Source organism: Pseudomonas sp. PHC1 (assembly GCF_046487845.1).
Classification (GTDB): domain Bacteria; phylum Pseudomonadota; class Gammaproteobacteria; order Pseudomonadales; family Pseudomonadaceae; genus Aquipseudomonas; species Aquipseudomonas sputi.
In genome coordinates, this window is record NZ_JBJXHJ010000009.1 from 66447 (window position 1) to 79694 (window position 13248).

At 62.5% G+C, this 13248-nt stretch carries 9 protein-coding genes (1 of these 9 cut by a window edge); 6 read left to right on the plus strand and 3 right to left on the minus strand.

The features are described from left to right. A protein-coding gene (locus tag ACKJSM_RS14585; RefSeq protein ID WP_410238068.1) for a non-ribosomal peptide synthase/polyketide synthase crosses the window boundary here: on the minus strand, positions 1–4448 show its 5' end (the start). It extends 7963 nt beyond the left edge of the window; the window shows 4448 of its 12411 coding nt (coding positions 1–4448); it begins with the start codon at positions 4446–4448; its stop codon lies beyond the left edge, outside the window. A 235-nt stretch (positions 4449–4683) separates the two neighbouring features. Beyond that, the gene (locus ACKJSM_RS14590) at positions 4684–5421 is read right to left on the minus strand and encodes a thioesterase II family protein (protein WP_410238070.1); all 738 of its coding nucleotides are present in this window, start codon (positions 5419–5421) and stop codon (positions 4684–4686) included. Positions 5422–5549: 128 nt separating this feature from the next. Here ACKJSM_RS14590 and ACKJSM_RS14595 point away from each other — a divergent pair, with 128 nt between their 5' ends. After that, positions 5550–6683 carry a cupin-like domain-containing protein gene (locus ACKJSM_RS14595; protein ID WP_410238071.1) on the plus strand — a complete coding sequence of 378 codons (1134 nt, stop codon included), beginning with the start codon at positions 5550–5552 and terminating at the stop codon, positions 6681–6683. Between the two features lie 6 nt (positions 6684–6689). On the opposite strand, the gene ACKJSM_RS14600 is transcribed toward ACKJSM_RS14595, so the two are convergent. Then, positions 6690–7862, minus strand: a complete 1173-nt coding sequence (locus tag ACKJSM_RS14600; protein WP_236182011.1) for an MFS transporter — start codon at positions 7860–7862, stop codon at positions 6690–6692. Between the two features lie 295 nt (positions 7863–8157). Between ACKJSM_RS14600 and ACKJSM_RS14605 the strand changes: the two genes are divergently transcribed. The 5 genes from ACKJSM_RS14605 (at position 8158) to ACKJSM_RS14625 (ending at position 13243) form a co-directional block, all read left to right on the plus strand. Further along, positions 8158–9165 (plus strand): terpene synthase family protein, encoded by a 1008-nt coding sequence (locus ACKJSM_RS14605; RefSeq protein WP_410238073.1) that lies wholly within the window; start codon positions 8158–8160, stop codon positions 9163–9165. A gap of 116 nt (positions 9166–9281) precedes the next feature. Further along, positions 9282–10082: a glucose 1-dehydrogenase gene (locus ACKJSM_RS14610; RefSeq protein WP_236182009.1), complete on the plus strand. Its 801-nt coding sequence runs from the start codon at positions 9282–9284 to the stop codon at positions 10080–10082. Further along, positions 10075–11901: a glycoside hydrolase family 15 protein gene (locus ACKJSM_RS14615; protein WP_410238075.1), complete on the plus strand. Its 1827-nt coding sequence runs from the start codon at positions 10075–10077 to the stop codon at positions 11899–11901. The genes ACKJSM_RS14610 and ACKJSM_RS14615 overlap by 8 nt, the downstream gene beginning before the upstream one ends. 308 nt (positions 11902–12209) lie before the next feature. Beyond that, the gene (locus tag ACKJSM_RS14620; protein WP_410238076.1) at positions 12210–12599 is read left to right on the plus strand and encodes a hypothetical protein; all 390 of its coding nucleotides are present in this window, start codon (positions 12210–12212) and stop codon (positions 12597–12599) included. 11 nt (positions 12600–12610) lie between these two features. Then, a complete protein-coding gene (locus ACKJSM_RS14625) occupies positions 12611–13243 on the plus strand; it encodes a BRCT domain-containing protein (protein ID WP_410238078.1) in 633 nt (210 codons plus the stop codon). The last annotated feature ends 5 nt before the right edge of the window (positions 13244–13248 follow it).

The following is a 13248-nucleotide window of genomic DNA, read 5'->3' on the forward strand; positions in this document are numbered from 1 at the left end:
GCACCGTTATCGGCATCGAAACTGCCGTCGAACTGACCGAGGTAGTTGAAGGTGATGCGCGGCATCGCCAGCGCCTTGAGGCGGGCCTGGGTGGCTGCGTCACCGAGATGGCGCAACACGCCGAAACCGATGCCCTTGTTCGGAATCGCCCGCAGTTGTTCCTTGATCTGCTTGATCGCCGCCGCGACGCCATCCTTCGGGGTCAGACGCACCGGGAACAGGCTGGTGAACCAGCCGACGGTGCGGGTCAGATCGACGTCGTCGAACAGGTCTTCGCGGCCGTGGCCTTCCAGCTGGATCAGGGTATCGGCGTGGCCGGTCCAGCGGCTGATGACCCGCGCCAGCGCGGTCAGCAGCAGATCGTTGACCTGCGTGCGATAGGCCGCCGGGGCCTGTTGCAGCAATTGCTGGGTGAAGGTTTTGTCGAGGCGGCTGTGCAGCACCAGCGCGTGACGGCTTTGCAGGCTGCCCTGCGGGTTGTCGCAGGGCAGATCCAGTGCCGCACCGTCGAGTTGTTGCTGCCAGAACCCCAGTTCGGCTTGCAACGCATCGGTCGCGGCCCAGGCTTGTAGATGTTCGCCCCAGGCCTTGTAGGCGCTGGTTTTCGCCGGCAGCTTGATGGCGGTTTTTTGCGCAGCCTGCTGATAAGCCAGTTGCAGGTCTTCCAGCAGAACCCGCCACGAAACACCGTCCACCACCAGGTGATGCACGGCCAGCAGCAGGCGCTGACTGCCATCGGCGACGGTCGCCAGCACCGCGCGCAGCAGCGGGCCGTTCTGCAGGTTCAGGCTTTGCTGGGCCTTGGCGTACAGCGCTTGCAGTTCGCGGTCCGCGAGCTTGTCAGCGGTCCACAACAGCTCCGGATCGTGCGCAATTGGCGCGAGTTCGGCACGCCAGCCTTCGGTGCTTTCAACGAAGCGCGAACGCAGGCCGTCGTGATGCGCGATCAACGCGTTCAGCGCTTGCAGCAGCGCCTCGGCGTTCAAGGTTTGATGACTGCGCAGCAACACCGCCTGGTTCCAGTGGTGACGCTGAGGAATTGCGTCTTCGAAGAACACTTGCTGGATCGGCAGCAACGGCAGTTCGCCGCTGACCGGGCCCTGATCGATGCTCAGGCCACCGCTGCCCTGCTGCGCCACACTGGCCAGGCCTTGCACGGTCTGGTGCTGGAACAGGTCACGGGGGCTGAAATGAATGCCGGCCTGACGCGAGCGGCTGACCACCTGAATCGAGATGATCGAGTCGCCGCCCAGTTCGAAGAAGTTATCGGTGAGGCCAACCTGCTCAAGCTTGAGCACGTCCTGCCAGATGCCGGCGATTTTCTGCTCCAGCTCGCTGCGCGGCGCGACGAACGCCTGCTGCATCTGGCTGGCGTCCGGCGTCGGCAAGGCCTTGCGGTCCAGTTTGCCGTTCGGGCTCAGGGGCAGTTCGGCGAGGAACAACAGCTGCGTCGGCACCATGTAGTCCGGCAGGCTGTCCTTGAGCTGCGCCTTGATCGCTTCCCGCGCCGCACTTTGTTCGTCGGCGGGCGCCGCGACCACGGATGTATCCTTCGGCACCACGTAGGCCACCAGTTGCAGGCTGCTGCCGCCCTGCACTGCCAGCACCACGGCTTCGCTGACGTCGTTCAATTCCAGCAGGCGCGCTTCGACTTCACCCAGCTCGATACGGAAACCACGGATCTTCACTTGATGGTCAACCCGGCCGACGTATTCGATCTGGCCAAGGGCGTTGTAGCGCGCCAGGTCGCCAGTGCGGTACAGACGTGCCCCACTGCTGGAAAACGGATCGGGAATAAAGCGCTCGGCCGTCAGATCGGCGCGCTGGAAGTAACCCCGCGCCAGCAATTCACCACCGATCAGCAGCTCGCCGACCACACCGACCGGGGTCGGCTGGCCATCGGCATCCAGCAGATAGGTGTGACGGCCCGGCAGCGGCTGACCGATCGGCAGGGTCAGCGGCAACGGCTGACGAGCGAAGACGTAGTCGCTGCAATCAAGGGTGGTGGCGGTGACCGTGGCTTCGGTCGGGCCGTAGGTGTTGAGCAGTTTGACGTGCTCGAGCCCGGCCTGACGCCAGGCCTGCACGCCTTCCGGCGGCATCGCTTCACCGCCGCTGTGCACCTGACGCAGCGCCGCGTAGTCACGCGGGCCGACAGCGGCGAATTCCTTGGCGATCATGTTCCAGTAAGCGGTGGTCAGGTCCATGACCGTGATGCCGTGTTCCACGATATTCCGGTACAGGGTTTCGCTGTCCCACACTTCGTTGCCGCGCAGCACCACCGAGGCGCCGCAGGTCAGCGGGCCGAACAGTTGCTCGCCAAAGGCATCGAAGTTGAAGGTCGCGAATTGCAGCGCACAATCGGCAGCGCTCAGGCCGTAGTAATGCTGCGAAGCGAATGCGTGCTTGCTCAGCGCACCGTGACTGATGCCGACGCCTTTCGGGCGACCGGTGGAGCCGGAGGTGAACATCACGTAGGCCAGGTTGTCGGCCCACACGGCGCGGTGCGGGTTGCTTTCGTCGGTGTGCGCCCAGACTTCGGCCTGATCCAGGCACAGGCTCTGGACGTTCTGCGGCACCGGCAAACGCTCGAGCAAATGGCTTTGGGTCAGCAGCAAGCGGCTGCCGCTGTCTTCGATCATGCACAGCAGGCGATCACGCGGGTATTGCGGGTCCAGCGGCACGTAGGCGCCACCGGCCTTGAGCACGGCGAGGATGGCGACGATCAGTTCCAGTCCGCGATCCACCGCCACGCCCACCAGCACCTCGGGGCCGACACCTTGCGCCAGCAGCGTACGCGCCAGGCGATTGGCCCGGGCGTTGAGCTGGGTGTAAGTCAGTCGCTGACCGTCGAAAATCAGCGCGACGGCATCCGGTGTCAGCCCGGCCTGGGCTTGGAACAGTTGATGCACCGGGCGCTCGCTCGGCCACTGGGTGTCGTGGCGGCCCCAGTCCTGAGTCAGTTGTTCCAGCTCGGCCGTTTCCAACAACGCGATGTCACCGACGCGCTGCTGCGGATCGCTGGCGAGGCTGCGCAGCAAGTTCGTCCAGTGGCGCGCCATGCGCTCGATGGTTTCGGGTTCGAACAGATCCGTGGCGTAGGTGAACGCCGCGTGCAGTTGCCCGCCCTTTTCGTAGGTGTCCAGGCTCAGGTCGAACTGGGTGCTGCGGCTTTCCCATTCGATAACGCCCAGCTCCAGACCGCTGCCGACCTTGAGCGTGGTGACATCGGCAACTTCCGGCTGGTGGTTGTACATCACCTGGAACAGCGGGTTGTAACTGAGGCTGCGCTCCAGTTTCAGCGCCTCGACCAGACGTTCGAACGGCAAGTCCTGATGCGCCTGGGCACCGAGGGCGGTTTCCTTGAGGTCACGCAGTAGATCGGCAACGGAGGTCTGGCCGTCCAGTTCGACGCGCAGCACCTGGGTGTTGACGAAGAAGCCGATCAGCCCTTCGATTTCCCGACGGTTGCGGTTGGCGATCGGCACACCGACGCGCAGGTCGGTCTGGCCGGTGTAACGGTGCAGCAGAATATTGAAGGTGCCGAGCAACAGCATGAACAGCGTCACCCCGTGCTGACGGGCGATGCCACGCAATTGCTCGACCAGCGCGGCGTCCACCACGCTTTCCAGACGCCGGCCCTGATTGCTCGGCAGCACCGGGCGCGGGTGGTCCACCGGCAACTCCAGCACCGGGTGTTCGTCGCCCATCTGCGCCAGCCAGTAGTCGAGTTGACGTTGTTGCTCACCCGCTTCCAGCCAGCGGCGTTGCCACAGGGCGTAGTCACTGTATTGCACCGCCAGCGGTGGCAGTTCGGCAGCCCGGCCCTGATCGTGGGCGTCGTAGAAGCGGCAGAACTCGTCGATCAGCACATTCATCGACCAGCCATCGGACACGATGTGATGCAGCGTCAGCAGCAGCACGTGCTCCTGCTCGGCCAGTTGCAACAGACGCACCCGCAGCAGCGGGCCGTTGGCCAGGTCAAACGGCAGCAGCGATTGCTCCTGCGCGGCGGCGGCCACCCGGGTTTCGCGTTCGGCGGCGGGCAAATTGCTGAGGTCGATGCGCTGAATGTCCAGCGGTTGTTGCAGCGGTACTTGCAGCAGGCTGTCGTCGGGTTGCTGCTGAAACACCGTGCGCAGGGTTTCGTGGCGTTCGATCAGGCTCGCGAACGCTTGCTCCAGCGCTGCCTGGTTCAGGCGACCGGTCAGGCGCACCGCCGCCGGCAGGTTGTAGGCGCCACTTTGCGGGTCCAGATGCCAGAGAAACCACATGCGTTGCTGGGCATAAGACAGCGCCTGCCGGTCCTCGGCCTCAACGCCTGCGGGAATCGGAAACCGGGAAAAATCCACCCCTTCTTTCGCCAGGGCAGCCAGGAACATCTGGCGTTTTTCCAGGGGCAACCCGATAAACCGGCGAGCGAGTTTCAAGGAGTCTTCTGCATTCATTTCTTGGCATCCGGATCAGTAGGCAGGCAGCACAAAGGCACGTCGTCCCTATAAAACGAATGCAGACCGGAAAAATTAGCGATTGAGAAGAAGTGTCAGAAGCAACTGCGGGAGCGAGCTTGCTCGCGATCGCGGCCTGTCAGTCAACCCTGCGCCGACTGAAAAATCGCTATCGTCGGATCGCCGCCCGGGACAAGCTCGCTCCCACCGTTTTCAGGATGAGTTGCAGGTTGGGCTAGACGGCAGCCATCAAGCTGTGGCGCCGATGATGCACCTCAAGTTGATCCTTGATCACCTTGAGCACCCGGGCTTCTTGTTCATGAATGAAGAAGTGTCCGCCGGCCAGCATGTCCACCGAGAAGCTGCCCGTGGTTTCCTTGCTCCAGCCGATCAGTTGTTCGGTGGTGGCCTTGTCAGCCTTGCCGCCCAGCACATGCACCGGGCAACTGAGCAATGGGCGCTGCAACGGCTGGAATTTGCCGCACAGCAGGAAGTCTGCGCGCAGGATCGGCAGGGTCAGGCTCATCAACTCTTGGTTGGCCAGCACTTCCTCGCGGGTGCCGTTGAGCGTGCGCAACTGGTCGATCAGCTCGGCGTCGGTCTTGGGGTCGGCAAAACCGCGATCGTAATCGGCGCGCATGGTCGGCGCAGCGGTGCCCGAGGCGAACAGTGCCACCGGTTCCGGACAGCCCAGCGCGCGCAATGCATGGGCGATTTCGCAGGCCATCAGTGCGCCCAGGCTATGGCCGAACAACGCATAAGGGGTCTTGAGCGTCGGGCGCAATTCCTTGGCCAGTTGCATCGCCAGTACGCGCATGTCGGTGTGCAGCGGTTCGTCGAACCGGGCGCCGCGCCCCGGCAGCTCCACTGGTTGCAGTTGCAGCCATTGCGGCAGCTTCGGCCGCCAGCGGCTGTAGACCATGGCACTGGCGCCGGAGTACGGCAGGCACAGCAGGGTCAACTTGGTCACCACGCTTCCCTCGAAAAATGTCTCTTCAAAAGGGTACGGATCAACAGCCGGGCAAATTAGTCGGCGGCGGCTAAATTTCCCCCGCAAGCCCTCGTTAACCGTTCAGGCCAAAACAACAACGAGGATTCACCGTGGACCTGCAGACCATCCTGGGCAAGCTGTTCGCCAATGCCGGTGCCGTCGGCATCGAAGGCGTTTTCCAATTCGTGTTGGGGCCTCAGCTGGCGTGCTGGTCCGAGGTCAAGGCCAGCACCCGCACCGAGGCCGGTCGCCACCCGAGCCCGGACGTGACCATTGAAGTGGCGCCGAACGATTTTGCCGGGATCATGAGCGGCACCGCCAACGTCGAGGAACTGTTCGCCAGCGGTCGGCTGAAGATCGGCGGCAACATGGGCCTGGCGACGATGCTGCCGCAGATCATCGACCACGCCCGCTACGGGGGTGCGCCGGCGCAGAAGGTCGACATGAACAAGCGCTACCCGACACCGCCACGCCCCAGTGAAGCCATCACCGCCGCACGGCCGGTGCAGACCATCGTCGAACGCCGGCCACGCAGCGAGCTGTCGCGCCAGGAATTCGAGGAGCGCTACCTGCCCTTCGGCACGCCGGTGGTCATCAGCAATGCCCTGCACGACTGGCCGCTGTTCAAGCTCAGCCGCGAAGAGTCGCTGGTGCATTTCGCCGAACTGCAAGGCATCACCCGCCACGGCGATTACGTGAAGAAGACGTTCTCGACCGAACGGGATTTCCGCTCCACTTCCATGGCCGATTTCATCGCTTCGCTGGACAGCCCGGCGGTCAAAGGCGCGGACGGAGAACCGCCGGCCTATATGGGCAACAACATCCTGCCCGCCGCCCTGATGCAGCAGATCCAATACCCGCCCTACTTCGATACCTCGCTGTTCATTCCGCCACGGATCTGGATCGGCCCCAAGGGCACGCTGACGCCGCTGCACCGCGACGACTCCGACAACCTGTTCGCCCAGGTCTGGGGCCAAAAGCAATTCACCCTCGCCGCGCCCCATCACCGCGAAGCGCTGGGCACCTGGTCCACCGCGCCGGAAGGCGGCCTGGATGGCTGCGATTTCAACCCCGACGCGCCGGACTATGAGCATTTCCCCGCCGCACGGGACGTGACCTTCCTGCGCGTGACCCTGGAGGCCGGGGATCTGCTGTTCCTGCCCGAGGGCTGGTTCCATCAGGTGGAGTCGGTATCGACGTCGCTGTCGGTCAACTTTTGGGTGAACTCGGGCCGGGGCTGGTAACCGGCCTCATTTGAGGTGACGAAAGCTCTGCACCGCCGAGCCCAGCACCACCGCCCCGGCGGCAATCGCCAGCCAGAAACCGCTGCGCGCGCCAAAGGCATCCACCAGTGCGCCGGAGCCGGCGGCGCCGATGGCCACGCCGATGCTCAAACCGGTGACCAGCCAGGTCAGGCCTTCGGTGAGTTTGGCCGGCGGCACGATGCGCTCGATCAACGCCATCGCCACGATCAGGGTCGGCGAGAAGAACAGGCCGGCGATGAACACCGCCACCGACAACCCGAGGATGTTGGTCGCCAGCAACAACGGCAGCGTAGTCACCGCCGTCGCAATCCCGCCATACAGAAACAGCCGTGGCAACGGCAGCTTCGAGCGCATCGCACCGAAGGCGATACCGGCCAGACAGGAACCGATGGCGTACACCGACAACACGATACTCGCCGCCGCCGGCTGGCCCTGGTGCTGGGCGAACGCGACGCTGACCACGTCCACCACGCCGACAATCACCCCCATGGCCAGCATCAACGCCAGCAGCCATTGCACGTCGGTTGAACGAATGATCGAACCTTGATGCTGCGATTCGTGCGGATGCACCGGCGGCTCGGTGCTACGCTGGGCCACAAACGCCGTCACACCAATCGCCAGCATCAACAACGCCGCCAGCGGCCCGGCCTCGGGAAACACGCCGACGCACAAGCCCACCGACAACGGCGGGCCGACAATGAAGCAGACTTCGTCGAGCACCGACTCCAGCGCATACGCCGTCTGCAATTGCGGCTGGCCGCGATAGATTTCAGTCCAGCGCGCCCGCGCCATCGCCGACATGCTCGGCATGCAACCGGCCAATGCGGCGCAGACAAACAGGGTCCAGGTCGGCGCCTGCAAGCGGGTGCACAGCAGCAACATCAGCAACGCGCCCCCGCCGATCAGCGCCGCCACCGGCAGCACCCGCCCCTGGCCGAAACGGTCCACCAGCCGTGACACCTGCGGCGCGCAAAACGCCGTGGCCAGCGCAAACGTCGCCGCCACCCCACCCGCCAGTGCATAGCCGCCGGTCAATTGCGAGAGCATGGTGATCACGCCGATGCCGGTCATGGATATCGGCATGCGCGCGATCATCGCGGCGATCACAAAAGCCCGGGCGCCGGGGGCGTTGAACAGTTCGCGGTAAGGGTTTGCCATCGGATGCAGCCTCATCAGGGGCGGCCACGTTGCCACAAAGCCTGACGGGCGGGGAAGCGAGGAATTGTTGGTGGAATGTGAAGGGAATGCACCCGCGAAAGATTCAGGGTTTTGGCTTCGCAAACTGCCTGCCTGACGCTTAGTGGAGGTCGTTGACTGCTCGTCCATTGAGCCGCGCACCTGTCAAACCTGACAGGTGCGCAAATTCCGCCAAAGGTTTTACATGGACCTGTCATCCCTGCACAGGAACCGCGTCGGTGAGCATCTCAATCGGCCCTGAGAAAAGGATCACCCCATGAATCAATCCAGCAGTGCCCGGACTCCACGCAGCGCCACTGCCCCCTTTATCGTCCGTGCCGTACGCTGCCCGGCGCCTACGCGCATTGATGAGGCGTTGGGCCAGGAAGTCAACGAACGCCTGATGGAGTGGATATCGAACATAGGGATCTTTGCCGGCAAGGAAGAAAAAATCCGCGCCAGCGACTTCGGTCGCTATGCAATGCTGTGCCATGCCGACACGAATAATCCGGATCGACTGTTACTCGCGGCGCAATGCTTTGCGGCGTTGTTTGCGGTGGACGATCACTATTGCGACGATCAATCCCTCGGCGGTCGCCCCGAGACAGTGGCCGAAAGCTTGTCGTTCGCCCTCACCGCGATCGATCCGGTCTATTTGCCTTCGCCGTTCGACAAAGAACTCCTGAAGCAGCAAATGTGCGACCCGGTAATCAGGGGATTGCTGGCCTACATGAAACGGGTCGCCCAGTTCTGCACGCCTTCGCAAGTCGCCCGGGTGCGCCAGATCACCATCGCCATGTTCGTCACCATGGCGGCGGAAGGTCCCTGGCGCCTCTATGGCACTCAACCCACCGTCGCCGAATACCTGGCCAGTCGGCAGGTCAACAGCTTCTGGCCATGCCTGGTACTGATCGACGTGATAGGCGGCTACGAAGTCCCGGCCAATGCGTATTCCCGTCCAGACATTCACCACGTCACCGCACTGGCCTCGCTGGCGACCACTCTGGTCAACGATCTGTATTCCGCTTACAAAGAGCACCTGAACGAAACCGGCGACTTCAAGCTGCCTTATCTGCTGGCAGCCAGGCACAACTGTTCGCTTCAAGAGGCAATCGACCTGGCAGCCGATATCCATGACGCAGTGATGGAAGAATACGAACGCCTGCACGGAACGCTGATGAAAGGCGCGCGCTCGCCGATATTGCGGCGCTATCTCACCGGATTGAGTACATGGATCGGCGGCAATCTGGAGTGGCATAAACACAGTGCCCGGTACCATATCTGAACCCGTACAGCCCTGCGGGACCCGACTTGATTACGTGCCCCTTCGCATTCACGCTGAACTCTGACTCAAGGATGCCGGTCAGCAGATCAGATCCCCCGCATAAGGCGCGACCGTTCATGCAGATTTCCCTCGCCCGTCAGGTGGCACTGGTCACCGGCGCCAGTTCCGGCATCGGCCACGGCGCCGCCAAAGCCCTGGCCGCCGCCGGTGCTGCCGTGGTCATCAACTACAACCGTCAGGCCGAGCCCGCCGAAGCGTTGGCCCGGCAGATCGTCGCCGACGGTGGCCAGGCCATCGCCATCGGCGCCGACGTTTCGAAGGAAGAAGACGTTGAGCGGCTGTTCCAGCAGACCCTCGACGCCTTCGGCACACTGGACATTCTGGTGGCCAATTCCGGCCTGCAAAAAGACGCGGCGGCGGTGGATATGTCGCTGGCCGACTGGAACGCGGTGATCGGCGTCAACCTCACCGGCCAGTTCCTCTGCGCCCGGGCTGCGCTGCGGATCTTCATTCGCCAGGGCGTGCGCGAAGGCGTGTCATGGGCCGCCGGCAAGATCATCCACATGAGTTCGGTGCACCAGCGCATCCCTTGGGCCGGGCACGTCAATTACGCAGCGTCCAAGGGCGGCGTCGATCAGTTGATGCAGAGCCTGGCCCAGGAAGTCAGCCACCAGCGAATCCGCATCAACGGCATCGCGCCGGGGGCGATTCGCACGGCGATCAATAAAGACGCCACCGAAGGCGACGCTGCGCAGGACCTGCTCAAACTCATCCCTTACGGTCGCATCGGCGATGTCGAGGACGTGGCCAACGCGGTGGTATTTCTCGCCTCCGATGCCTCTGACTACATCGTCGGCACCACCCTGTTCATCGACGGCGGCATGAGCCTCTATCCGGAGTTCCGTGGCAATGGCTGAGCATCAATCCGAACGACAAAGCCCCATCGACGCCCACGGCATCATTGGCGACATGCGCAGTGCCGCGCTGGTCAATGACAAGGGCAGCGTGGATTTCTTCTGCTGGCCGGAGTTCGACAGCCCGTCGATCTTCTGCTCGCTGCTGGACACACCCGATGCCGGGATTTTTCAGCTCGCCCCGGACCTGCCCGATGCCCGGCGCGAACAGATTTACCTGCCCGACACCAACGTCCTGCAAACCCGCTGGCTCAGCGACCACGCCGTGGTGGAAATCACCGATCTGCTGCCCATCGGCGACAACGACGATGCCCTGCCACTGTTGATGCGTCGGGTGCGAGTGGTCAGCGGGCAGGCAACGTTTCATCTGCGCTGCGCGGTTCGGCATGACTACGCCCGCGCTAAAACCCGCGCCGTCATTGATAAGCAGGATGTGCTGTTCAGCGCCAGTGGGCAGCCGACACTGCGGCTCGCCTCTGATCAAGCCTTGAGCGTCGATAACGCTGCGGCAGTCGGACAATTCACCCTCGAACAGGATCAGACGGCGGCATTCATGCTCGGCGCCAGCGACGACCCGCGCTTTGCCGAAGGCGCCGCGCAGCTGTGCATCGAACGCACGCTGAAGTTCTGGCGCGACTGGATCGGCCAATCCAACTATCGCGGTCGCTGGCGGGAAATGGTCAACCGCTCGGCCCTGGCCCTGAAGCTGCTGACCTCACGCCAGCACGGTGCCATCCTCGCCGCCGCCACCTTCGGTCTGCCGGAAACAGCCGGCGGCGAACGCAACTGGGACTATCGCTACACCTGGATCCGCGACGCCTCGTTCACGGTCTACGCCTTCATGCGCCTGGGCTTTGTCGACGAAGCCAACGCCTACATGCGCTGGCTGCGCGGGCGGGTCAGCGATTGCAGAGGCCAGCCGATGAAACTCAACATCCTGTACGCCATCGACGGCCGCCAGGAGCTGCCGGAAACCGAACTCACGCATTTGTCCGGGCATGGCGGCGCGAAACCGGTGCGGATCGGCAATGGCGCGTACGACCAGATTCAACTGGATATCTTCGGCGAACTGATGGACGCCGTTTATCTGGTTAACAAGTACGGCGACGCGATTTCCCACGAAGGCTGGAAACATGTGATGGAAGTGGTCGATCAGGTCTGTGAGACCTGGCAGACCAAGGACGTAGGCATCTGGGAAATGCGCGGGGAGCAACATCACTTCCTGCACTCCCGGCTGATGTGCTGGGTGGCGCTGGACCGAGCAATCCGCCTGGCCTCGAAACGCTCGCTGCCGGCGCCCTTCGCCCGCTGGGACCAGACCCGTCAGGCCATTCACGCCGATATCTGGGACAACTTCTGGAACGCAGAGCGCGGACATTTCGTGCAATACCAGGGCGGCACCGCGCTGGATGGCTCGATGTTGCTGATGCCACTGGTGCGTTTCGTCAGCGCCAAGGATCCGAAGTGGCTGGCGACGCTGGAAGCCATCGAAAAAAATCTGGTGCGTGACGGCATGGTTTACCGCTATCGCAACGACGATGCCGGCATTGACGGATTGTCTGGCACCGAGGGCGCCTTTGCCGCGTGCTCGTTCTGGTACGTCGAGTGTCTGGCTCGAGCCGGACAAGTGGAAAAGGCCCATCTGGAATTCGAGCAACTGCTGCGTTACGCCAATCCGCTGGGGCTGTACGCCGAGGAATTCGACAACCGTGGCCGGCATCTGGGCAATACTCCACAGGCGTTGACCCATCTGGCGCTGATCAGCGCGGCGAGTTTTCTCGATCGCAAGTTGAGCGGGGAGAAGAATTACTGGCAGCCGTAGTCGTCCTTTTTCGATAGAGCCTGTAAGAAAGATCTCAACTCCAATCGCCGTTTGTAGGATGGCCACCTACGAACGGCAAACAGCCCCAAGCCTTGCGGTTGAAGGGCTGGCCCACACAATCGATTCCTTTCGATACAACTTGTTGAAGGCGCGACCTGCAAAAACCTGCCAACCCCGTGTAACGCTTGGCCCGCAACTCGCACTTACACCCCGAAATACCTTGTTGCCAGCTGTTACATCCCCCCCTACCATCCACCGCAACGGGCACAGCGGAGCTGTCCAATAAAAACCCGATTCAAGGAACCAGAATGAGCCAACGCATCCACCGCCAGATCGACACCCCACTGCGCACGGGCCTCAAGCGCGACGAACTGTGGGAAGCCGCCGACAAGGGCCTGATCAAATGCTGGGAAATCGGCCGCCAGCGCGCCATCCGCTTCCCCGACCTCGCCCAACGCTGCCGCGCCGACGAATTACCGGTACTGGGCTGGAAAGGTGGCGTGAGTCGCAGCCTGAAGAAGAATGAAAAGTATGGATCGCTGAAATACCTCGCCCAGTGGCAAGGGTTGCGCGGGGAAGATCTGGATATTGATCTGGGTGCAGAGCGGGTCATGACCTGCTCGCGGACGAAAATGGTGGTGACGTTTACGCCGGATCGGAGCAAGTATTTCAATCAGGTGGCGGAAGCCGAGGCTTGAGGAAAAGCACAATGGTCGATCTGCATCAGGAGTTTCAAAACAGCAGTTTCTTTCATCAGGCCCGAATCGACCGTCGCTCTGCTGACGCCCTGGTTGGTATCGCCGCCGGGCTTGCAGCAGACGGCAAGATCAATCAGCAGGAGGCAGAATTTCTCAAGAACTGGATTGAATCGCACTTGATCCACCTGAATGATCCGGTCGTCAACATCCTTTATAAGCGTCTCGCCGACATGCTGAGTGATGGTGTTCTTGATGCAGAAGAGTCGGTCGAACTGCTGGAAATGCTTCACCAGTTCGCAGGTCTTCCAGTCGGCGCACAGCAATTCTTCGTTGCCTCAACCTCTCTTCCTCTCGACAACCCTGCTCCGGCATTGAGCTGTGCCGATCGTGTCTTTCTCTTCACCGGTGTCATGGCCTACGGCCCCCGCAAGGACTGTGAGGCGCTGATTGTCGAGCGAGGTGGACTGATCGGGGGCTCTGTCAGCAAAAAGATTCATTATCTGGTGGTGGGGAGCATCGGGAACGATCAATGGCTTCACAGCAGCTATGGCACCAAGATCAAGAAAGCCGTTGAGCTTCGGGACAGTGGCGTGCCGATTGCCATCATCAGCGAAGACCATTGGCAGAGGGTGTTGTTCGGATAACGGGA